We start from the raw sequence: 21,736 nt of genomic DNA, 5'->3' as shown, positions 1-21,736 counted from the left end.
AGGCTTTGGCCATGGAGGACAACATGCGTCTGCAGCACATCTTGATCCCCGCCGCGCTCGTTTCGCTGGTCGCGGCGTCCGCCTTTTCCGAGGAGGCCGACCGCTATCGTCTGGAGAAATCCGCCAACGGCTATGTCCGCATGGACACGCAGACAGGCGCGATGTCGATCTGCGAGGAGCGCTCCGGCCAACTCGTCTGCAAGATGGCGGCCGATGAACGCGCTGCCTTCCAGGACGAGGTCGATCGCCTGCTAACTTCGATGAAAGCCATGGACGAGCGCGTCACCAGGCTCGAGAATTCGCTCTCGGCCCGCCTCGAATCGACATTGCCGAGCGAGGAGGATTTCAACAAGACGATGAGCTACATGGAGCGTTTCCTGAAGGGCTTCATGGGCATCGTCAAGGATATGGACAAGGACAGCGGCGACGGCGCCAAACCCAACTCGCAGAAGACCTGAAGACAGGCCGTCTGGGGAAATCCGGTGCGCCGGCTTTGCTGCTTGAAAACAGCGCGAAGCGCCTCATAATCGTTGCATCAGGTCCCGAGAAAACAGAAGACCATCAAGGGATCCGGGGAGGGATATTTGCCATCAGGCTATTCTTTCGTCATCGCCGACGATCACCCGCTGTTTCGCGGTGCGTTGCGCGAAGCGCTTGCCGGCATCGGCAATGTCACCGCTATTCACGAAGCCGGCGATTTCGAAAGCGCCAAGGCGCTGGTCGTGGCCAACGAGGAGGTCGATCTGGTGCTGCTCGACCTGTCGATGCCGGGCGCGAGCGGCCTTTCCGGCCTGATCTCGTTGCGCGGCATCCATCCGGCGGCGCCGCTGGTGGTGGTCTCCGCCCATGACGACCCGGCGACCATCCGGCGCGCGCTCGACCTCGGCGCGTCCGGTTTCATCTCCAAATCGGCCAGCATGGAGGAAATCCGCGACGCCGTGCGATCGGTCCTTGCGGGCGATATCGCGGCACCGGCCGGCATCGATCTCGGTGTCGAGCGCGATCCCGAAATATCGGACCTGATCAAGCGCTTGCAGGCGCTCACGCCGCAGCAAACCCGCGTGCTCGGCATGCTGGCGGAAGGCCTTCTCAACAAGCAGATCGCCTATGAGCTCGGCGTCTCAGAGGCGACGATCAAGGCGCATGTCTCGGCGATATTGCAGAAGCTCGGCGTCGACAGCCGCACCCAGGCGGTGATCCTGCTGTCCAAGATCGGCAGCGATCCGCTGCAGCCGGTGAGCTGAGCGCCCGAACCTGGCGGATGGTTATGCGGATGTCGGCCCGGCGACCAGTTTTTCGGAAACGCCTCGCCCGTCGGCAGAGATAGAAGCCATGCCGATGCGATGGCCGACATGTTTTGCGCCTATCTCGAAGCCTGGGCGCCGTCGGCGGGGCCGAAATGAAGCAGATCTGACAGTTACTCCGCCGCCGGCGCCAGCGGCCTGACCCTGGCCATCATCGAGCGCAGCACGGCCGGTTTGAGCGGCTTGTTGATCACCGGGACGTCGAGCCCGGCCGCCGCCGTGCGTACCTCGTTGGAACGGTCGGCGGTGACCAGCACGGCGGGCAGGTCGTCGCCGTGGATCGCTCGCAGCCCGACGATGGCGTCGAGGCCGGTTTCGCCATCGAGATGATAGTCGGCAAGGACAATGTCCGGGCGGCGGATCGCGATATCCAGGTTCGTTGTGCCGGACACGGTCTCGACGGCGCAGCCCCAGCCTTCGAGCAGCAGCCGCATGCCTTCGAGGATGCGGGCGTCGTTGTCGATACACAGCACGCTCAGTCCGGCCAGCGAAGCCGCCGCGCGGGCCGGCGCCCTGGTTTCGACCTCGCGTTTCGGTTCCTGCACGGCCGCCACCGGCAGGATGACGGAAAAGCGCGTGCCCTTGCCCGGATTGGAGAAAATACGGATCTCAAGCCTCAGCACCCGCGCGATGCGATCGACGATCGAAAGGCCGAGGCCGAGGCCTTCGGCCTCGCGCGCGCCTTCGTCCAGCCGGGTGAATTCGCGAAACACCGTGTTCAGCTTGTCGCCGGCAATGCCGATGCCAGTGTCGATCACCTGGATTTCCGCCAGTTCGCCGCGCCGCCGCACGCCAACCAGGATGCGGCCGTGACGTGTGTATTTGATGGCATTGGAAACGAGGTTCTGGATCAGGCGGCGCAACAGGTTGCGATCCGTCATCACTGTCAGCGACGAGGGCATGATCGTCAGCTTGAGTTGCTTTTCCGCGGCAAGCGGCCGGAAATCATTGCCGATCTGGCGCAGCAATGCGTCTAGGTTGAAGGCCGTGTCGTCCGGTTTCATGGCACCGGCATCGAGGCGGGAAATGTCGAGCACGGCGCCCAGAATGGTCTCGACCGATTCCAGCGAGGAGTCGATGTTGACCGCGGCCTTGCCGGCCGGGCCCTTGCCGGCCTTTTCGATCAGCGACGAGCAGTAGAGCCTGGCGGCGTTGAGCGGTTGAAGGATGTCGTGGCCGGCCGCGGCGAGGAAGCGCGTCTTGCCCAGATTGGCCTCCTCGGCAAGCATCTGCGCCTGCGCCAGTTCCTCGTTGACCCGGGTCAACTCCTCGTTGACCCTGGTCAGTTCGATGGTGCGGGTCTTCACCCGCTGTTCCAGCGACTCGTTCGCCCGCTTCAGCGCCAGGTCCTGCTCGACGCGGCCGGAAATGTCGGCATAGGTGGCGACGATGCCGCCGTCCGGCATCGGGTTGGAGCGCAGCTCCAGGATCCGGCCGCTGGTCTTCAGTTCCATCTGCCAGGGGCTGACGAAGCTGGTCAGCCGGTTGAGCATCGTCACCCGCTGGTCGGTCGGGATATCGCCGCGCTCCGCCAGATGGCGCAGGATCTGGTCGAGCGAGACGCCGACCTGGCCCATGTCGTCGGGCAGGTCGAACAGCTCCCGGTACTGGCGGTTCCAGCAGATCAGCCTGAAATCCCGGTCGAAGACGGTGATGCCCTGTTCCATCTGGTCGAGCGCGATCTGCAACAGGTCGCGATTGTGTTGCAATGCTTCCGTGGCGTCGTCGAGCAGCCGGAAGGCATCCCTGGATTCGCGGTCGTGGCGGCGAAACAGCAGCGACAGGATCAGCCGCGCCGACGAAGAGCCGACGGCGCTGGCCAAAAGCTGCTCGGAAAAGCGGATGACGTCCATGCTGGCCTGCTCATTGCCATGCAGGATGACGTTGGTGGTCTTTTCGAAGGACTGGAACGACCGCTCGGTGCGCTGGACGCCGAGATAGCGCGCGATGGTGTCCTTCAGGTCGTTGACGGTGACGGCGGTACGGAAACGGCGCAGGCTGGGCATCGGCCCGGCTTCGCGCGGCACGAAGATCGACGCCTGGATGCGCTCCAGCGGCACCGCGGCGCGTGACAGCGAGCCCAGTACGAAAAACAGTGCGTTGATCGACAGGCTCCACAGCACGCCGTGGTTCAACGGCTCCGCAACGGTGCCGAACAGCGCCTGCGGCCGCAGCGCTTCGAAGCCGAACAGGCCATGCACCAATATGCCGGTTTCGGGCGCGACGAGCGATGGCAACAGCAGCGTGTAGCCCCAGATCAGGATGCCGGCGACCATGCCGAGGGCCGCGCCCCTGCCATTGGCGCCGCGCCAGATCAGCCCGCCGATCAGCGCCGGCGCGAATTGCGCGATCGCCGCGAACGACATCAGGCCGATCGACGACAGCCGCGCGCTGTCGGTGCTCTCGCGATAGTAGAGGAAGGCGATGAAAAGCATGATGAAGATCGATGCCCGCCGCACGTTGAGGATGAGCGTAGACCAGTCCTCGTTTTCGGAAGACGTCGTCCTCAGCAGCCGCCGCACGAACAGCGGGATGATGAGGTCGTTGGAGATCATGATCGACAGCGCCACGCTCTCGACGATGACCATGGCGGTGGCCGCCGACAGGCCGCCGATGAAGGCAGCCATGGCCAGGAAATCGTGACCGCCGAACAAGGGCAGCGACAGCACATAAAGGTCGCTGCTCGTCTTCGTGCCGACCAGCGACAGTCCGGCGAAGGCGATCGGCAGCACGAATAGGTTGATCGCCACCAGATAGAGCGGAAACACCCATGTCGCGGTGCGCAGTTCCGCCTCGCTGCGGTTCTCGACGATGGTGACGTAGAATTGCCGGGGCAGAAGGATGATGGCGAAGCCACTCAGGCAGGTCAGCACCAGCCAGGTGGCGAGCGACGTCGAATAGCCCATCGCCTGCCGCACCTGGCCGTTTTCGGCCAGCTTGCCGAACATGTCGCCGGGCCCGCCGAAGATCAGGAAAGTGACCATCAGGCCGATCGCCAGGAAGGCGGCAAGCTTGACCACGGTTTCGACCGCCACCGCCAGCACCAGCCCGTCCTGGTGCTCGGTGGCGTCGGCGTGGCGCGTGCCGAACAGCACCGCGAACAGCGCCAGCAGCATGGCGACCACCAGCGAGATGTCGCTGACGAAAGGATCGAACGAGGGCGGCGAGCCGGTGTAATGCTCGACCATCAGGCTGACGGAACCGGAGATCGCCTTCAGCTGCAGCGCGATATAGGGCACCGCGCCGATGGTCGCGATCAGCGTGGCGATGGCGGCCACGGTGAAGCTCTTGCCATAGCGCGCGCCGAGGAAGTCGGCGATCGAGGTGATCTTCTCGGTCTTGGCCAGCCGCACGAGACGGTTGAGCAAGGGAAAACCGAACACGAACACCAGCACCGGGCCGGTGTAGATGCCGAGGAACTCCAGGCCGCGCTCGGAAGACAGGCCGACAGAACCGAAAAACGTCCAGGAGGTGCAATAGATGGCCAGGCTGAGCGCGTAGATGAACGGACGTGCGCGACCGGGCCCGGAGCTGGCCGAGCGGCGGTCGCCAAGGCTGGCGATGGCGAATAGAAGCGTCACATAAGCGATCGCGATGACAACGATGAACAAGCCCTGCACGGCTCGCGCTTCCTCCCTGGCCGGCTCGACGCCCGCTCACCGCACGCAACCACAGCTTGGAAGCTGAGTCCATCGGCGCATGGACGTCTGATGATGCGGGTAAAAACAAACCGGTGCCTTGGCCCTTTTTCCGGTTTTGCAACCGGAGGTTTTTGCTATTGTGGGCTTGGCCGGCGCTGGAGAATGCGGCCGATCATGGCAAGGAGGGTCGAAATGCTGAAAGAATTCCAGGAATTCATTTCCAAGGGCAATGTGATGGACCTGGCCGTCGGCGTCATCATCGGCGCTGCTTTCGGCAGGATCGTCGATTCCCTTGTCAACGACATCATCATGCCGATCGTGGGCGCGATTTTCGGTGGGTTGGACTTCAACAACTACTTCTTCGGACTGTCCTCGAACGTCCACTCGGGCACGCTGGCGGAGGCAAAGAAAGAGGGCGCCGTCTTCGCCTATGGCAGCTTCATCACCGTCGTGCTGAACTTTCTCATCCTCGCATTCATCATCTTCTTGATGGTCAAGGCGGTGAACAACCTGCGCAGGCGCCTGGAGGCCGAAAAGCCCGCGCCTGCCGCCGCGCCGCCGCCTGCCGATGTGCAGCTTCTGACCGAAATCCGCGATCTGCTCGCCAGGAGATAAAGACATCAGGTTCTTCTGGACCAAAACCCCGGTCGTTCACGGCCGGGGTTTTTTGCTTTCGCCCGTAGTAGAACAGCCGGCATGCTATCCCTGTTCGAACGGACCTGCCCATGACCCTGATCCAGAACCTGCGCCCCGAGGCCCTGGCTGCGCCTGAAAGCGGTATCGTCGCCGTCGTCAACTATGGCAGGCTGCGCGACGGCTTGATCCCGCTCTGGGCCGGCGAGGGCGATCTGCCGACGCCGTCCTTCATCACCGATGCCGCGTCGAAGGCGCTGGCCGGTGGCGAGACGTTCTACACCTGGCAGAGGGGCATCCCCGATCTCAGGCAGGCGCTTGCCCGCTATTACCAGAGGCATTTCGGCAAACACTTCGCCGAGGACGAATTCATCGTCACCGGCTCGGGCATGCATGCGATCCAGCTTGCGCTCGACGCGCTCGCCGGTGCCGGCGACGAGGTGATCTATCTGTCGCCCGCCTGGCCGAATTTCGACGCCGCCGCCGCCATCGCCGGTGCAGTGCCGGTGCCGGTCACGCTCGATCAATCCGGCAATGGCTGGTCGTGCGACGTCGAGAAGATCGCGGCCGCCATCACGCCCAGGACCAGGGCGCTGTTCATCAACACGCCGTCCAATCCGACCGGCTGGACCGCCGACCATGAGACTTTGCGCGCCATTCTCGATCTCGCCCGGGCAAATGGCCTTTGGATCATCGCGGACGAGATCTATTCGCTGTTCCACTATGGCCAAGGCCGCGCGCCGTCCTTCCTCGACATCGCGACCGCAGAGGACCGCATCCTGTTCGTGAACAGCTTCTCCAAGAACTGGGCGATGACCGGCTGGCGCCTCGGATGGATCAAGACCCATCCGAGTTTGCAGCAGGTGTTCGAGAACCTGATCCAGTATTCGAATTCAGGTGTCGCCCAGTTCATGCAGCGCGGCGCGGTCGCGGCGCTCGATGAAGGCGATGTCTTCGTCGCCGAACAGGTGGAGAGGGCTAGGAAGGCGCGCGATCTGGTCTGCGGCATTCTCGGCGCCACCGACCGCGCTCGGTTCACCGTGCCGCAAGGTGCTTTCTACCTGTTCTTCAGGGTCGACGGCATTACCGATTCGCGCAGCGCCGCCTTCGAGATCGTCGACAAGGCCAATGTCGGCCTGGCGCCGGGCACGGCTTTCGGCCCGGGCGGCGAAGCCTTCCTCAGGCTGTGCTTCCACCGCCGCCTCGACCAGCTCGAGGAGGCGGCGCACCGGCTTGCGAAGTGGATGACAGCTGTTTGAGAGATTGACGAAGCCCGAATTGAAAGTCGCTCCGGCGCGCCAGATGGCCGCCGGAGTGGAGTTTCAAACGGCTTTCAGCCGCCTGACTTGGGCACCAGCAGGGGAATGATCCGGTCGGTCTTGGCCACGGAAGGTCGTCCTGCTGAACCATAGGAAATGCCGAGCGCGTCCCAGGTCTCGACCAGGGCGTCCTGCAGCTCGGCGATCAGCGCATCCGAATGGAACGGCGTCGGCGTGATGCGCAGCCGCTCCGTGCCGCGCGGCACGGTCGGATAGTTGATCGGCTGGATGTAGATGCCGTGCACGCCGAGCAGCCGGTCGCTTGCCATCTTGCAAAGCTCGGGGTCGCCAACCAGCACTGGCACGATGTGGGTCGCCGATTCCATCACCGGGAGGCCGGCGGCGGAGAGGATCTGCTTGGTCCGCGTCGCCTGCTGCTGCTGGGCGTCACGCTCGGCCTGCGAGCGCTTGAGATGACGGATCGAGGTGGTGGCAGCGGCGGCGATGGCCGGCGGCAGCGCGGTGGTGAAGATGAAGCCCGGCGCATAGGAGCGCACGGCGTCGATGACAGCGCTCGTGCCGGTGATGTAGCCGCCCAGCGTGCCGAAAGCCTTGGCGAGCGTGCCCTCGATGATGTCGATGCGGTCGGCGAGGCCTTCCCGCTCGGTGATGCCGCCGCCGCGCGGACCGTACATGCCCACGGCGTGGACCTCGTCGATATAGGTCATGGCGTTATAGCGCTCGGCGAGGTCGACGATCTCTCTGATCGGCGCGATATCGCCATCCATCGAATAGACGCTCTCGAACACGATCAGCTTGGCGCGTTCGCGGCCCGCCGCCTGCAGCAGGCTTTCCAGGTGCGCGACATCGTTGTGGCGAAAAATCTTCTTTTCCGCGCCCGAGCGCCGCACGCCTTCGATCATCGAGGCATGGTTGAGCTCGTCCGAAATGATCAGGCAGTTGGGCAAAAGCCGCGCGATGGTCGAGATCGAGGCTTCGTTGGAGACAAAACCGGAGGTGAAGACCAGCGCGGCTTCCTTGTCGTGCAGATCGGCGAGCTCATGCTCGAGTTCGACCAGCGGATTGCTGGTGCCGGAGATGTTGCGGGTGCCGCCGGCGCCCGAACCCATCCGGCCCGCCGCGTTCTGGAACGCTGCGATGACATCCGGGTGCTGGCCCATGCCGAGATAGTCGTTGGAGCACCAGACGGTGATTTCCTCTGCGCGGCCGTTGGCGCGCCAGATGGCACGCGGAAATTTGCCCGCTATGCGCTCGAGGTCGGCAAAGACGCGGTAGCGTCGTTCCGCATGGAGCTGGTCGATCGCGTCCTCGAAGAACCGCTGATAATTCATGTCGGCTTCCCAGTTTTGCGCTGGATCATAATCATTGCCCGATTGGCCGTCCACCGGCCCGTTTTGGTCAAAATGCCACGCCCCGCACCTGTTCCTAACGAGGGGCGGATCATGGCCTATTTCCTGGCGATAACGGCCTGTAGGGCGCTTTTGTTTCGACATGATGCCATATGCCGGCCAAGTCGGTTACGCAGGGTTTTATTGGTCATAGGGCGGGCTTTCCAGTAGAGCGGGTGTTGAGACAGTTTCCGATAGATCTTGAATGCGAGGACGCGGAATGACGGTTTTGGTGACAGGCGGCGCCGGCTATATCGGCAGCCATATGGTCTGGGAATTGCTGGATGCGGGCGAAAGCGTGGTCGTTCTCGACCGGCTTTCGACCGGTTTCGAATGGGCGGTGGCACCGGAGGCAAAGCTGGTCGTCGGCGACGTCGCCGACAAGGAATTGGTCGGCTCCATCATCCGCGACAACAATGTCGACGCGATCATCCATTTCGCCGGCTCGATCGTCGTTCCCGAATCCGTCGCCGATCCGCTCGGCTACTACGAGAACAACACCTGCAAGACGCGCACGCTGATCGAAACGGCGGTGCGCGAGGGCGTGCCGAACTTCATCTTCTCCTCGACAGCCGCCGTCTATGGCGGCGCTGGGCTGGAACCGGTGCGCGAGGATGCCCGCCTGGCGCCGGAATCGCCCTACGGCCTCTCCAAGCTGATGAGCGAATGGATGCTGCGCGATGCGGCGATCGCGCATGGCCTGCGCTATACGGCGCTGCGCTATTTCAACGTCGCGGGCGCCGATCCCAGGGGGCGCACCGGCCAGTCGACGCCGGGCGCCACGCATCTGATCAAGGTCGCTTGCGAGACGGCGCTCGGCAAGCGGCCGTTCATGCAGGTGTTCGGCACCGATTATCCGACGCCCGACGGCACCTGCATGCGCGATTATATCCATGTCAGCGACCTGGCCGCGGCGCATCGCCTGGCCCTTGAGCGGCTGCGCGCCGGGGGCGCGAGCCTCGTCGCCAATTGCGGCTACAGCCACGGCTACTCGGTGCTGGAGGTGATCGAGAGCGTGCGCCGCGCCTTCGGCCATGATTTCGAGGTCAGGACGGGCGAGCGCCGCCCCGGTGACGCCGCCGCGGTGGTTGCCAATTCCGATCTCGCCCGGACGGAACTCGGCTGGACGCCGCAACGCGACGATCTCGACCAGATCGTCGCCGACGCGCTCGCCTGGGAGCGTATCCTGACGGGGAAGAATTCCGCACGCGGTTGAGCGGGTTTTCCCAAGGGCTCGCAAGCCGCTCCGGGAAGCGTTATGGAAGGCGTTCGCGGAGGGTGCGGAAGCGCGCTGCCCGGTTCGACCTTTTTTGGGGGGACGACATGAAGATAACGGTGCTCGGGGCCGGCGTCGTCGGCACGGCGGCCGCCTACTATCTGGCGAGCGACGGCCATGAGGTCACCGTCATCGAGCGTCATCCGGCGCCGGCGCGGGGCACCAGCCAGTCGAATGCCGGGCTGGTGTCGCCGGGCGATGCCACCGCCTGGGCTTCCCCGGCGGCGCTGAAGACCTTCCTGCGCGGGCTCTACAACCACGATCTCGGCATCAAGGTGCGACTGCGCTTCGATCCCTATTTTCTCGCCTGGAGCCTGCGCTTCCTGCGCCAGTGCACGGTGGCGCGCCTGCGCGCCAACACCGACATCAAGCTGCGGCTCGCGCTCTATTCGCGCGACTGCATCAATGCGCTGTCGGAGGCGACCGGCATCCACTATGACGAGCGCAAGAAGGGCATCCTCTACTTCTTCCGCTCGCAGAAGAGTCTCGACACCGGGACCGACAATTATCGCTATCTTGCCGAGCATGGCTTGCCGATCGAGATCGTCGGGCGCGACCGGCTGGTCGAACTGGAGCCGGGGCTTGCCGGGGTGAAGGACAAGATAGCCGGCGGGGTTTATTCGCCCACTGACCAGACTGGCGATTCCAAACTGTTTGTCGACAGGCTCGCCGCCTATGCGACCGAGAGGCTTGGCGCCGAGTTCCGGTTCGGCACCACGGTCGAAGGTTTCGATATCGAAGGCGACAGGGTGCGGGCCGTCATCACCTCGTCAGGCCCGGTGGCCGGCGATGCGGTTGTCATCGCAATGGGCCCGGAAAGCGGCCTACTCGGCCGCCGCTACGGCATCGACCTGCCGGTTTATCCGGTGAAAGGCTATACCGCGACGATCCCCCTGGAGGACGAAAGCAAGGGGCCGACTATGGGTGGCGCCGACGAGGACCGGCTGATCGGCTATTCCAGGCTGGGCAACCGCTTGCGGATGTCCTCGACGGCCGAGTTCACCGGCTTTGACCGAAGCTTCAAGCCCGCTGACTTCAACACCATCATCAGCACCGGCAAGGATCTTTTTCCTGGCGCCTTCGACGAGAAGAAGGCCATGTTCTGGGCGGGCCTGCGGCCGATGATGCCCAATTCCGTGCCGGTCATCGGCCGGGCCCGCTACAAAAATCTCTATCTCGACACCGGCCACGGCCATGTCGGATGGACCATGGCCTGCGGCTCGGGCAAATTCCTCGCCGATCTCGTCGCCGGCCGAAAGCCCGAAATCGATCCACAGGGGCTGGTCTATGAAGATTAGGCAAGCGGATCCGTAGTTAGCCCCGCCCTTCGACCGCCGCACGCCAGGTGCTTGCATAATCCGTCAAGGCGGGGTCGACCGGCGGTTCTTGTCTCAAGCCCTTGCCATGCGCCTCAGCCTTGTCCGATGCCAGCAACGCGGCACCGATGCTGGTGCCGGTCGCGGCTTCGGAGGCGACGACGCTTCTGGCGGTCGCCGCCGCCAGCATGCCGACAAAGAGCCGGTTGCGGGCGAAAGGGCCTTCGACAATGGTCGGGCCGTCGGCGCCGATCAGATCGAGGCAGGTCGCCGTCATCAGCGCCAGATAGAAAGAGATGGCGGCAAAGCGCTGGCCGCTATTCATGCCGTCAGCGTTGAGCCACGCCGCCGCATGATGCGGGAACGGTCCCGACCCCTGTTGTGTCGATGGCAGCAGCAGCGTCCTTTTTGCCAGCACGGCCCCGACATCGTCTTCGGTCCAGTTCTCCGGCTGATCATCCGTCAGCACGGAAAATTCGCGGCCGCCCATGAAGCGCGCCGATGGCACGGGATCGCCCAGCGCGTTGACGTTGACCAGCGTATCACGCGCCGAGTCGAGCGCCACCGATCTGCCGCTGACCGACATCGACACCACCCAGGTGCCGGTCGAGACGACGCTGAAAGGCGGCGCGTCGGCGAGAAGATGCGGCAGCAGCGAGGCGTTGGAATCGTGCAGGCCGCAGAACACGGGCGTCTGCGGATCGAGCCCGATTCGCGCGGCAAGCGCCGGCAGGAGCGGGCCGAGCCGGTCCCTTGCCGGCCGCACCGGCGCCATCAACGCGCGCCAACCGAGGCGGTCGATCATCGCCGAAAAATCCGCTTTCCACGGGTTCCACAGATCGGTGTGGCAGCCGAGCGAGGTCACCTCGTTGGCGGCGATGCCGGTCAGCCGCAGCGCCCAATATTGCGGATACATCAACATCGCCGTTGTCCTGGCGAATTCCGCCGGAAAGCGCTTCTGCTGCCAGAAGAATTGCGCGCCGAGATTGAGGCCGAGCGGCAGCCGCGGCGTGCCGGTTTCAGCGAAGGGCGGACGGATCGCGTCATACTCGGCCGCGAGTTCCTCGGGGCCGTCGAATTCGTAGTCGAGCACGGGCAACACCAGCTCGCCGGAGGCCTCAACCAGAGCGCCCGTCGCGCCATGGGTAGTGATCGAAACGGCGTCGATGGTCTGTTCGCGGTTGAGATCGGCAAGACTGTCGAGGATGAAGGCCCACAGCGCCTCGACGTCGTGATGCGGGTAGCGGGCTTGCCGCACCGGCGCGTTCGCCACTCGGCGCAGCGCGACCTCGCGCAGCGTGGCGAGGTCGACCAGCGCCACCTTGGCGTTGGTCTTGCCGATGTCGATGACGGCGATGTGGCGCGGGGCACTCATGCCATGTGGAACATGGTTTCCAGGGGCACGGCCACCGGCTCATTGTCAGGCTTGGTCGCCATGAGGTCGGCCATGTCTGCCCACCAGCGCTGCATCACCGGATGCTTCGGCAGGTCGGCCATGCCATGGTCGTCCCGCCGCCACAGCACGCCGAACAGGATGTTGGTCTCCTGGTCGAGATGGATGGAATAGTCGGAAACCCCGGCCTGCTTCAACAGCGCGACCAGCGATGGCCATATCTCGTCGTGACGCTTCTTGTATTCCGCCTTCATGCCGGGCTTGAGCATCATCTTGAACGCGTATTTTTCGGCCATCAGCGTCCCCCGCGCAGCCGCCGCCAGACGATCGGCAGCGCGATGACGATGATCAGGAGCAGGCCGATGAAGATCGACATGACGATGCCGGGCACGTTGAGCAGGCCGAGCCCGAAGGTCACCAGCCCCATGATGAAGGCGGCGAGCACGACGCCGACAATGCTGCCGGCGCCGCCAAGGATGCTGACGCCGCCAAGCACCACCATGGTGATGACTTCCAGCTCATAGCCCTGCGCGATCGAGGGACGGGTCGAACCGAGCCGGGAGGTGATCAGCACAGAGGCGATGCCGGACATCAGCCCGGTCAGGCAGAACAGGATGAACTTGATGCGGCCGACACGCACGCCGGAAAACTGTGCCGCGACCGGATTGTTGCCGATGGCGAAGACGCGGCGGCCGAAACTCGTGCGGTGCAGCGCGAACCAGTAGGCGACGGCGGCGATGAGAAAGAGCACCAGCTCGAACGACACCACCCACCAGACATAACCCTGGCCAAAGAAGGCGAAGCTCTCGGGATAACCCTTGTAGGCCTGGTCGCCGAGGATGATGAAGGCGATGCCTCGAAACAGGCTCATCGTGCCGATGGTGACGACGATCGAGGGCAGGCCAAGCCTCGTGACCAGAAGGCCGTTGAAGGCGCCGCAGCCGAGCCCGACGACGATGCCGATCGCCACCAGCACCGGCGTTCCGGCGCCGGCCTGCACCGCCATGCCCATCATGGTCGAGGCCAGCGCGATGATGGCGGCGACCGACAGGTCGATCTCGCCCGAAATGATCAGCAGCGCCATGGCGAAGGCGATCAGGCCCTTCTCGGTGAAGTTGAAGGTCAGGTCCGACAGCGAATAAGGGTCGAGGAAATAGGGCGAGGCGAAGCTGTTGATGGCGAAGATGGCGAGGGCCACCACGACCAGCAGCGCTTCCCAGGAAAAGATCGCCGAACGGAACGGCTTGTCGAGCCGGTTCGGAATGTGGCGCGGGGCAGGGACGTCGCTCATGCCGCCTCCATTTTTCTCAGGATGATGCGGCCCTGCTGGCGTTCGCCGCGCGCGTTGAGCACGACGGCGAGGATGATGGCGCTGCCCGAAATCGCCATCTGCCAGAACGGCGAGATGTTGATGACCGGCAGCGCGTTGGAGATGATGCCGAGAAACAGCGCCCCCAACACCGCGCCCCCGACCGAACCGATGCCGCCGGCAATCGAGATGCCGCCGATGACGCAGGCGGCGATGATGTTGAGCTCGTAGCCATTGGCGACCTCGACCGAGGCGATCACGTAACGTGAGATCCAGAGATAGCCGGCGAGCCCGCCGATCATGCCGGAGATGCAGAAGACGATGAATTTCGTCCGCCCGACATCGATGCCGGCATAAACCGACGCCGTAGGATTGACGCCGATGGCATAGATCGAGCGGCCGAGCGCGGTGCGCGTCATCAGGATGAAGAACAGCGCGATGACCAGAATGGCGATCCAGGACAGCACCGGAATGCCGAGGAAGGCCGCGCGTTGGAAGCCGATGAACTCGGGGCTCATCTTGTCGGCATTGACCCAGGCGCCGCCGGACAGGACGAAGGTGGCACCGCGATAGATGGTCAGCGTGCCCAATGTCACCACGATCGAGGGGATGTTCAGCCGCCACACCAGAAGGCCGTTGATGGCGCCGAGCACCAGGCCGACGACCAGGGCAATGACGATCAGCAGCGGGATCGGGATCGCCGGGTGAGCGGCGTTCAGCATCGCCACCACCATGCCGGTAAAGCAGAGGTTCGACGCCATCGACAGGTCGATCGAACGGGTCAGGATGACCACCATCTGCCCGAGCGCCAGGATCATCAGGATCGAGGTGTCGTTGAACACCTGGCGCAAATTGCCGGGGTCGGCGAAGGCGGGAAAACGCGTCGAGATCAGCCCGATCAGCACGACGATGGCCGCCAGCAACCAGATTTCGCGATATTTCAGCAAAGTTTTCATGCCGCGATCCCCGCCGCCGTCCGGACCAACGTCTCGGCGTCCAGTCCGTTGTTGTCGTAGACGGCCGCGACAAGGCCCTCGCGCATGACGACGACGCGGTCGGACATGCCGAGGATTTCGGGCAGCTCCGACGACACCATGATAACCGACAGGCCTTGCGCCACCAGCTCGGCCATGAAGCCGTGCACGGCGGCCTTGGAGCCGATGTCGATGCCCTTGGTCGGCTCGTCCAGGATGATGACCTTGGGCGTGGTCGCCAGCCATTTGGCAATGACGATCTTCTGCTGGTTGCCGCCCGACAGCGTGCCGACATCCTGGCTGAGCGAGGAGGCCCTGAGGTCGAGCCGCTCGGTGTAGGAGCGGGCGAGCGAAAATTCCTCCGCCAGCCGCAGCACGCCGGATTTGGAGGTGCGTGCCAGCGACGGGAGAGAAACATTCTGGAAGATGGGCAGGCCGATCACCACGCCTTGCTTGCCGCGTTCCTCCGGCACGTAGACGATGCCGGCCTCGATCGAATCCGCCGCTGATTTCGGCACGATCGACTTGCCGTCCAGCGTGATCGTGCCGCCGGAGGTGCGAGTGATGCCTGAAATCGCCTGCATCACCTCGCTGCGGCCGGCGCCCACAAGACCGTAGAAGCCGAGAATCTCGCCCTTGTGCAGCTCGAAACCGATGTCGTTGAATTCGGTGGGGTGCGACAGGCCGGAGACCGACAGCACCTGCGCGCCGATCTCGGCCTTGCGCTGTGGAAAGATGTGATCGACCGCACGCCCCACCATCATGCGCACGATCTGGCTCTGGGCGGCATCCTTGATCAGCCCTTCGCCGACCATCTCGCCGTCGCGGAACACGGTGTAGCGGTCGGCGATGCGGTAGATCTCGTCGAACTTGTGGCTGATGAACAGGATCGCCTTGCCTTCGCTCTTGAGGAACTCGATCAGCAAAAAGAGCTCTTCGATCTCCCTCATCGAAAGGGCGGCCGTCGGTTCGTCCATGATGACGATCTGCGCGTCGATCGACATGGCCCGCGCCACGGCAACGAGATGCTTGTTGGCGATGCCGAGGTCCTTCAGCCTTGCATCGGCGTCGATATGGCGGGCATGCATGGTGTCGAGCACTTCGCGCGCATTTCTGCGCATGGTGCGCCAGTCGATGGTGCCAAAGCGGGTGCGCGGCGCATGGCCGAGAAAGATGTTTTCGGCGACAGTCAGATCGTCGAACAGCACGGTTTCCTGATGGATGGCGGTAACGCCGTGGCCGAAGGCGGCGTGCGCGCTGGGCAGGGTGACGTCCTGCCCGTCTATGCTGATCGTGCCCGCGTCGGGCTGGTAGATGCCGGTCATGATCTTGACCAGCGTCGACTTGCCGGCGCCGTTCTCGCCGATCAGCGCCGTCACCTTGCCCGGATAGAGCGAGAGGCTGACATTGTGCAGCGCGCGCACGCCGGGAAAGCTCTTCGAGATGCCGGACAGCGTCAGGCGCGGCGTGGAGGCCAGGGGCCCGTCCTTCACCGTGCCGTGTTGGGCTGTCGTGTCCATGGTCGTATCAAGCCCTGAAACAAGGTGCGTTTGAAGTTGCGGCGGGGCGTGAACCCCGCCGCGTCAGCTTGAAGCTCCGGATCAGTAGATCTTGGAGAACTTCTCGATGTTGGTCTTGTCGAACTGGAAGGGCGGAGCCATCGCAGCCGAATTGGTGTCGTCGAGCGTGACCTTGCCGACGCGGCCGATCGACAGCGTCGCACCGGGCTTGGCCTCTTCCTTCTTCACCGCCAGATCGTGGGCGAGGTAGACGGCGGAGTAACCGAGGTCGATCGGGTTCCAAAGAGCCACGGCCTGTGAAGCGCCGTTGTCGATGAACTTCTTGAACTCCGACGGCAGCGCGAGGCCGGTGACGTTGACCTTGCCGATCAGCTTCTCATCGGTGACGACCTGGGCAGCGGCGACGACGCCGACAGTGGTCGGCGCGATGATCGCCTTCAGGTTCGGATAGGACTTCAAGAGGCCCTTGGCTTCGTCGGTGCTCTTGGCCGAGTCGTCATCGCCATAGACGGTGGCGACGAGCTTGATCTTCGGAAATTTCTCCGGCAGCACCTTCTTGGCCGCGTCGATCCAGGCGTTCTGGTTGGTCGCGGTCGAGGAGGCCGACAGGATGGCGACGTCGCCGCCCTCAGGCAAATAGTCGGCAGCGAGCTTGATGATGGTCTCGCCGATCAGGCCGGTATCGGACGGGTTGAGGTGAAGCTGGCGGCCTTCCTTGGCGACGCCCGAATCCCAGGAGATGACGGTGATGCCGCGCTCCATGGCCTTCTTCAGCACCGGCACCAGCGCGTCGGCGTCATTGGCCGAGATGGCAATGGCGTTGACCTTTTGCGCGATCAGTGAATTGACCACCTCGATTTGCGCTTCGGCGGTCGCCTTGGTCGGGCCGGTGTAGATGATGTCGACATCGCCCAGTTCCTTGGCCGCCTCTTCGGCGCCCTTGTTGGCGGCGTCGAAGAAGCCGTTGCCGAGCGACTTCACCACCAGCGCGATCTTGACGTTCTCGGCATGGGCGGCATTCACGACCATGGCGGCGGAAAAGGCCGCCGTAACCATCAGTTTCTTCAGAAAGCTCATCGAATATTCCTCCCTTGAGCGTTGCATTCCATCGCCGCTGCGGGCGTGAGGGTGTCTCAGGCTTGCAGCGAAGATTCTTCCTTTGCCGACTTGCGGGCGACGATCAGCGTTACCCCCGCTGTTTCGAGCATCTTTGCCTCGCGGTCCTCGATGCCGTCGTCGGTGATGACGGTGGCGATGCGCGACAGGCCGCACAGGATCAGGCTGGAGCGTTTGCGGAATTTCGAAGAATCGACCAGCACCACCAACTCGTCGGCCTGATCGATCAGCTTCTGTTCCGCCTGGATCAAGAGCGGATCGCCTTCCATCAGGCCGAGCGGCCCGAGCCCCTGGGCGCCCATGAACATGCGGCGCGCGTAGAAATTGCGCGTCACGTCATTGTCGAAGGGCGACAGGATGATGTTCTGCTCGCGGTAGATGGTGCCGCCGGACAGCATCACCGTGTTCTTGGAGTGCTTGAGCAGGCTTTCGGCGATCGGGAAGGAATTGGTGAAGATCGGCATGCGGCGGCCGGTCAGGAAATGCACCATCTGGAAGGTGGTGGTGCCGCCGTTGATGATGATCGGCTCGCCGTCCTTGCAGAGCTCCACCGCTTCCCGCGCTATCGCCCGCTTCTGCGCGGCGTTGAGCGTCTCGTTGACGGAAAAAGGCCGGCCGGCAAGGCCGATGAACTGTGGCGGCGTGATCGCCTCGGCGCCGCCGCGCACCCGGCGCAGTCGCTTTTGCACGTGCAGGGCCGCGATATCGCGCCGGATCGTCGCCTCGGACGACTCCGTCAGGTCGACCATTTCCTGCACCGTCACCACAGGCTTTTCCTGGACGGCGGACAGAATGATCCTGTGGCGCTCTTTTTCGTGCATGGTTCCTCCCTGCATGGCCATCTGGCATTAGAAATCGCGCAGTGTCAATCATTTCCGATCATATAATTTCATTGTGCAGTGCAATATGATTGATGTTGATCGTTTGTGATTGACAAAGCCCCGCCTTGCGTAGACATTCCCGACGAAAAGAGGAGCGCACCGTCCGCGCTTCAAGGGAGGATTACCCATGCTCGACAAGCGCTCCGGCTCGCGCCTCGCCAATCTTTGGGATGATGCGAAGGTAAGGGGGATGAGCGATCCCGAGCTTCTGGTCTATCGTTCGAACACGCTCGGCTCCGACAAGCGTGTCACCAATTACGGCGGCGGCAACACATCGTCGAAAATCCGGCAACAGGATCCGCTCACCGGACAGGACGTGGAAGTGCTGTGGGTGAAGGGCTCCGGCGGCGACAGCGCTTCGATCAAGCTTGATGGTTTTGCCACGCTCTACATGGACAAATTGCGAGCCCTCAAAGGCCTTTATCGCGGCGTCGAGCATGAAGACGAGATGGTGGGTTATCTGCCCCACTGCACCTTCAATCTCAATCCGCGCGCGGCCTCGATCGACACGCCGCTGCATGCCTACGTGCCGAAGCCCTATGTCGATCACATGCATCCCGACGCCATCATCGCCATCGCTGCCGCCAAAGATTCCAAGGCCTTGACGAAGGAAATCTTCGGCGACGCCATAGGCTGGCTGCCGTGGAAGCGGCCGGGCTTCGAACTTGGCCTGTGGCTGGAGAAATTCTGCCTCGACCATCCAGCCGCCAAGGGCGTCATCCTGGAAAGCCACGGCCTGTTCACATGGGGCGACAGCCCGAAGGAATGCTACGAAACGACGATCTCGGTGATCAACCAGGCGATCGAGTGGTTCGAGCGGCGTTCCGAGGGTGTCGCCATTTTCGGTGGCGAAGCGGTCAAGTCGCTCGACCCCGCCGAACGCCGCGCCATCGCCGCGAAGCTGATGCCGAGGATCCGCGGCCTGATCTCGGAAAAGAGCCATAAGCTCGGCCATTTCGACGATTCCGCCGCCGTGCTCGAATTCGTCAATTCCAGGGATCTGCGCCCGCTGGCGGCACTCGGCACCTCATGCCCGGACCATTTCCTGCGCACCAAGATCCGGCCGCTGGTCATCGAGTTCGATCCGGCCAAGCCCGATGTCGATGCCGTCATCGCGCGGCTGGCCGACGACATTGCCGAATACCGCGTAGGCTACCAGGCCTATTATGACAGCTGCAAGCATGCGGACTCGCCCGCCATCCGCGATCCCAATGCCGTGGTCTATCTGATGCCCGGCGTCGGCATGTTCACCTTCGCCGGCGACAAGGCCACGGCGCGCATTTCGGGGGAGTTCTACGTCAACGCCATCAACGTCATGCGCGGCGCCTCGACCGTCTCCTCCTATGTCGGCCTGCCTGCGCAGGAAGCCTTCGACATCGAATACTGGCTGCTCGAGGATCTGAAGCTGCAGCGCATGCCGAAGCCCAAGGCTCTTGCCGGCAAGATCGCGCTCGTCACTGGCGGCGCGGGCGGCATCGGCCGCGCGACGGCGAGCCGGCTGCTGCGCGAAGGCGCCTGCGTGGTGCTCGCCGACATCGACGAGACAGCACTTGCCAGCGCCAACGACGAACTGGCCAAGGCCTATGGCAAGGATTTTGTCCGCCCCGTGGTCATCAACGTCACGTCGGAGGATCAGGTCGTCGCCGGCTTTGCCGAAACGGCGGTCGAGTTCGGCGGCATTGATATTCTGGTCTCCAACGCGGGCCTCGCCTCCTCGGCGCCGATCGAGGACACGACGCTGGCGCTGTGGAACAAGAACATGGACATCCTGTCGACGGGATATTTCCTGGTCTCGCGGGAAGCGTTCCGGCTGTTCAGGGTGCAGAAGATCGGCGGCAACGTCGTTTTCGTCGCCTCCAAGAACGGCCTTGCCGCCTCGCCGAACGCTGCCGCCTATTGCACCGCCAAGGCCGCCGAGATTCATCTCGCCCGCTGCCTGGCGCTTGAGGGCGCGGAGGCGCAGATCAGGGTCAACGTCGTCAATCCGGACGCCGTACTGCGCGGTTCCAAGATCTGGTCCGGCGAGTGGAAGGAACAGCGCGCCGCCGCCTACAAGATGTCGACCGACGACCTCGAGGAACATTACCGCTCGCGCTCGATGCTGAAGCGCTCGGTGTTTCCCGAGGACATCGCCGAAGCGATCTATTTCTTCGCCTCCGACATGTCGGCCAAGTCGACCGGCAACATCGTCAATGTCGACGCCGGTAACGCGCAAAGCTTTACGCGCTAGGCCTTCCTTCTCCCCGTTCACGGGGAGAAGGTGCCGGCAGGCGGATGAGGGGCAGCGCCAGCCGAACGAAATCTGGGAGGAACAGCAGTGTCCGAAACCATCATCTCGGCTGACGTCGTCGAAAAAAACAACGCCGCGCGCAAGGCCGACCTCGAGCGTGACTACGCCTCGCTCGGCGAACGGCTCGACCGTCGCGGCATCGCCATCGACGCGATCCGAGACAAGGTCGAGAAATTCGCGGTGGCGATCCCCTCCTGGGGTGTCGGTACCGGCGGCACGCGCTTTGCCCGTTTCCCCGGCGCCGGCGAACCGCGCGACATCTTCGACAAGATCGAGGATTGCGCCGTCATCAAGCAATTGACGCAGGCGACACCGACGGTGTCGCTGCACATTCCCTGGGACAAGGCCGACCCGAACCGGCTGAAGCAGGCGGCCTCGCGTTTCGGCCTCGGCTTCGACGCCATGAACTCCAATACGTTCTCCGACGCCAGGGACCAAAAGCTGTCCTACAAATTCGGCTCGCTCTCGCATGCCGATGCCGGAACGCGCCGGCAAGCGGTCGAGCACAATCTTGAATGCATCGAGATCGGCAAGACGCTTGGGTCCAAGGCGCTGACGGTGTGGATCGGCGACGGCTCGAACTTCCCCGGCCAGGTCAACTTCGCCAAGGCGTTCGAGCGCTATCTCGATGCCATGAAAGAGGTCTATGTCGGGCTGCCCGCTGACTGGAAGCTGTTCACCGAACACAAGATATACGAGCCTGCCTTCTATTCCACCGTCGTGCAGGATTGGGGCACCAATTACATTATTGCCAAGGAACTCGGCGACAAGGCCTTCTGCCTGGTCGATCTCGGCCACCACGCGCCCAACGTCAACATCGAGATGATCGTGTCGCGGCTGATCCAGTTCAGGAAACTCGGCGGCTTCCACTTCAACGATTCGAAATATGGCGACGACGACCTCGATGCCGGTTCGATCGACCCCTACCGGCTGTTCCTGGTCTTCAACGAACTGGTCGACGCCGAACTGTCCGGCGCCGACGGCTTCGATCCGGCGCATATGCTCGACCAGAGCCACAACGTCACCGATCCGATCGAGAGCCTGATGCTGTCCGCGGTCGAGGTGCAGCGCGCCTACGCGCAGGCGCTGCTGGTCGACCGCAAGGCGCTTGAAGGTTTTCAGGACGGCAATGACGCGCTGATGGCAACGCAGACGCTAAAATCAGCCTACCGCACCGATGTCGAGCCGATCTTGGCCATGGCGCGGCTGAACACCGGCGGCGCCATCGATCCGGTCGCCGCTTACCGGGCGGCAGGCTACCGCGCCAAGGTCGCGGCGGAACGCCCGGCCGTTGCCGGCGGCAGCGGTGGCATTGTCTGAGGCCGAGCCCGCCCCTCATCCGGTCGCTTCGCGGCCACCTTCTCCCCGCTGGGGAGAAGAGACTGGCGCGAGCGCTGACAGCCTCCTCTCCACTA

Annotated in this window: 17 protein-coding genes; 8 read left to right on the top strand and 9 right to left on the bottom strand. The window is 63.6% G+C overall.

The features are described from left to right. Nucleotides 1-23 precede the first annotated feature (23 nt). Both FJ953_RS16300 and FJ953_RS16295 read left to right on the top strand, forming a co-directional pair. A complete protein-coding gene (locus FJ953_RS16300; protein WP_140624793.1) occupies nucleotides 24-458 on the top strand; it encodes a hypothetical protein in 435 nt (144 codons plus the stop codon). A 126-nt stretch (nucleotides 459-584) separates the two neighbouring features. Then, entirely contained in the window at nucleotides 585-1,244 is a 660-nt protein-coding gene (locus tag FJ953_RS16295; RefSeq protein ID WP_140513279.1) for a response regulator transcription factor, read from the top strand. A 173-nt stretch (nucleotides 1,245-1,417) separates the two neighbouring features. Here the strand turns inward: FJ953_RS16295 and FJ953_RS16290 are convergent, their stop codons facing one another. Further along, entirely contained in the window at nucleotides 1,418-4,924 is a 3,507-nt protein-coding gene (locus tag FJ953_RS16290; RefSeq protein ID WP_140624792.1) for a PAS domain-containing hybrid sensor histidine kinase/response regulator, read from the bottom strand. 213 nt (nucleotides 4,925-5,137) lie between these two features. Here FJ953_RS16290 and mscL point away from each other — a divergent pair, with 213 nt between their 5' ends. Next, nucleotides 5,138-5,560 (top strand): large conductance mechanosensitive channel protein MscL, encoded by a 423-nt coding sequence (gene mscL, locus FJ953_RS16285; protein WP_140496583.1) that lies wholly within the window; start codon nucleotides 5,138-5,140, stop codon nucleotides 5,558-5,560. Nucleotides 5,561-5,670: 110 nt separating this feature from the next. Beyond that, on the top strand, nucleotides 5,671-6,837 hold the full coding sequence (locus FJ953_RS16280; RefSeq protein ID WP_140624791.1) for a pyridoxal phosphate-dependent aminotransferase: 1,167 nt from the start codon (nucleotides 5,671-5,673) through the stop codon (nucleotides 6,835-6,837). Nucleotides 6,838-6,911: 74 nt separating this feature from the next. Here the strand turns inward: FJ953_RS16280 and hemA are convergent, their stop codons facing one another. Then, the gene (hemA, locus tag FJ953_RS16275; RefSeq protein ID WP_140513285.1) at nucleotides 6,912-8,189 is read right to left on the bottom strand and encodes a 5-aminolevulinate synthase; all 1,278 of its coding nucleotides are present in this window, start codon (nucleotides 8,187-8,189) and stop codon (nucleotides 6,912-6,914) included. A gap of 277 nt (nucleotides 8,190-8,466) precedes the next feature. Between hemA and galE the strand changes: the two genes are divergently transcribed. Both galE and FJ953_RS16265 read left to right on the top strand, forming a co-directional pair. Beyond that, nucleotides 8,467-9,462 (top strand): UDP-glucose 4-epimerase GalE, encoded by a 996-nt coding sequence (gene galE / locus FJ953_RS16270; RefSeq protein ID WP_140513287.1) that lies wholly within the window; start codon nucleotides 8,467-8,469, stop codon nucleotides 9,460-9,462. Between the two features lie 107 nt (nucleotides 9,463-9,569). Next, nucleotides 9,570-10,820: a D-amino acid dehydrogenase gene (locus FJ953_RS16265; RefSeq protein WP_140496573.1), complete on the top strand. Its 1,251-nt coding sequence runs from the start codon at nucleotides 9,570-9,572 to the stop codon at nucleotides 10,818-10,820. 16 nt (nucleotides 10,821-10,836) lie between these two features. Here FJ953_RS16265 and FJ953_RS16260 read toward each other — a convergent pair whose 3' ends face one another. The 7 genes from FJ953_RS16260 to FJ953_RS16230 all read right to left on the bottom strand — a co-directional run bounded on the left by FJ953_RS16260 (nucleotide 10,837) and on the right by FJ953_RS16230 (nucleotide 17,971). Then, entirely contained in the window at nucleotides 10,837-12,213 is a 1,377-nt protein-coding gene (locus FJ953_RS16260) for an FGGY-family carbohydrate kinase (protein WP_140624790.1), read from the bottom strand. After that, nucleotides 12,210-12,527, bottom strand: a complete 318-nt coding sequence (gene rhaM, locus FJ953_RS16255; protein WP_140624789.1) for an L-rhamnose mutarotase — start codon at nucleotides 12,525-12,527, stop codon at nucleotides 12,210-12,212. The genes FJ953_RS16260 and rhaM overlap by 4 nt, the downstream gene beginning before the upstream one ends. Then, nucleotides 12,527-13,522 (bottom strand): ABC transporter permease, encoded by a 996-nt coding sequence (locus FJ953_RS16250; RefSeq protein ID WP_140624788.1) that lies wholly within the window; start codon nucleotides 13,520-13,522, stop codon nucleotides 12,527-12,529. Before FJ953_RS16250 ends, rhaM begins: the two co-directional genes overlap by 1 nt. Further along, complete coding sequence (locus tag FJ953_RS16245) at nucleotides 13,519-14,496, bottom strand: ABC transporter permease (RefSeq protein ID WP_140524007.1); 978 nt, start codon at nucleotides 14,494-14,496, stop codon at nucleotides 13,519-13,521. Before FJ953_RS16245 ends, FJ953_RS16250 begins: the two co-directional genes overlap by 4 nt. Further along, nucleotides 14,493-16,034, bottom strand: a complete 1,542-nt coding sequence (locus FJ953_RS16240) for a sugar ABC transporter ATP-binding protein (RefSeq protein ID WP_140624787.1) — start codon at nucleotides 16,032-16,034, stop codon at nucleotides 14,493-14,495. The genes FJ953_RS16245 and FJ953_RS16240 overlap by 4 nt, the downstream gene beginning before the upstream one ends. A gap of 81 nt (nucleotides 16,035-16,115) precedes the next feature. After that, the gene (gene rhaS, locus FJ953_RS16235) at nucleotides 16,116-17,111 is read right to left on the bottom strand and encodes a rhamnose ABC transporter substrate-binding protein (RefSeq protein ID WP_140513297.1); all 996 of its coding nucleotides are present in this window, start codon (nucleotides 17,109-17,111) and stop codon (nucleotides 16,116-16,118) included. Nucleotides 17,112-17,167: 56 nt separating this feature from the next. Beyond that, a complete protein-coding gene (locus tag FJ953_RS16230) occupies nucleotides 17,168-17,971 on the bottom strand; it encodes a DeoR/GlpR family DNA-binding transcription regulator (protein ID WP_140496559.1) in 804 nt (267 codons plus the stop codon). A 187-nt stretch (nucleotides 17,972-18,158) separates the two neighbouring features. On the opposite strand from FJ953_RS16230, the gene FJ953_RS16225 reads away from it, so the two are divergent. Beyond that, nucleotides 18,159-20,261 carry a bifunctional rhamnulose-1-phosphate aldolase/short-chain dehydrogenase gene (locus FJ953_RS16225; protein ID WP_140624786.1) on the top strand — a complete coding sequence of 701 codons (2,103 nt, stop codon included), beginning with the start codon at nucleotides 18,159-18,161 and terminating at the stop codon, nucleotides 20,259-20,261. An 87-nt stretch (nucleotides 20,262-20,348) separates the two neighbouring features. After that, a complete protein-coding gene (gene rhaI, locus FJ953_RS16220; protein WP_140557661.1) occupies nucleotides 20,349-21,641 on the top strand; it encodes an L-rhamnose catabolism isomerase in 1,293 nt (430 codons plus the stop codon). Nucleotides 21,642-21,736: the final 95 nt, after the last annotated feature.

The sequence above is a fragment of the Mesorhizobium sp. B2-3-6 genome (assembly GCF_006442305.1).
GTDB lineage: Bacteria > Pseudomonadota > Alphaproteobacteria > Rhizobiales > Rhizobiaceae > Mesorhizobium.
The sequence above is the reverse complement of the archived record's forward strand: the minus strand, read 5'-3'. Positions and strand labels throughout refer to the sequence as shown.

Excerpts from the sequence above, each read along its gene's own strand:
- FJ953_RS16300 (WP_140624793.1), top strand. The coding sequence starts at position 24 with ATGCGTCTGCAGCACATCTTGATCCCCGCCGCGCTCGTTTCGCTGGTC.
- mscL (WP_140496583.1), top strand. The coding sequence starts at position 5,138 with ATGCTGAAAGAATTCCAGGAATTCATTTCCAAGGGCAATGTGATGGAC.
- FJ953_RS16280 (WP_140624791.1), top strand. The coding sequence starts at position 5,671 with ATGACCCTGATCCAGAACCTGCGCCCCGAGGCCCTGGCTGCGCCTGAA.
- hemA (WP_140513285.1), bottom strand. The coding sequence starts at position 8,189 with ATGAATTATCAGCGGTTCTTCGAGGACGCGATCGACCAGCTCCATGCG.
- galE (WP_140513287.1), top strand. The coding sequence starts at position 8,467 with ATGACGGTTTTGGTGACAGGCGGCGCCGGCTATATCGGCAGCCATATG.
- FJ953_RS16265 (WP_140496573.1), top strand. The coding sequence starts at position 9,570 with ATGAAGATAACGGTGCTCGGGGCCGGCGTCGTCGGCACGGCGGCCGCC.
- FJ953_RS16260 (WP_140624790.1), bottom strand. The coding sequence starts at position 12,213 with ATGAGTGCCCCGCGCCACATCGCCGTCATCGACATCGGCAAGACCAAC.
- rhaM (WP_140624789.1), bottom strand. The coding sequence starts at position 12,527 with ATGGCCGAAAAATACGCGTTCAAGATGATGCTCAAGCCCGGCATGAAG.
- FJ953_RS16250 (WP_140624788.1), bottom strand. The coding sequence starts at position 13,522 with ATGAGCGACGTCCCTGCCCCGCGCCACATTCCGAACCGGCTCGACAAG.
- FJ953_RS16245 (WP_140524007.1), bottom strand. The coding sequence starts at position 14,496 with ATGAAAACTTTGCTGAAATATCGCGAAATCTGGTTGCTGGCGGCCATC.
- FJ953_RS16240 (WP_140624787.1), bottom strand. The coding sequence starts at position 16,034 with ATGGACACGACAGCCCAACACGGCACGGTGAAGGACGGGCCCCTGGCC.
- rhaS (WP_140513297.1), bottom strand. The coding sequence starts at position 17,111 with ATGAGCTTTCTGAAGAAACTGATGGTTACGGCGGCCTTTTCCGCCGCC.
- FJ953_RS16230 (WP_140496559.1), bottom strand. The coding sequence starts at position 17,971 with ATGCACGAAAAAGAGCGCCACAGGATCATTCTGTCCGCCGTCCAGGAA.
- FJ953_RS16225 (WP_140624786.1), top strand. The coding sequence starts at position 18,159 with ATGCTCGACAAGCGCTCCGGCTCGCGCCTCGCCAATCTTTGGGATGAT.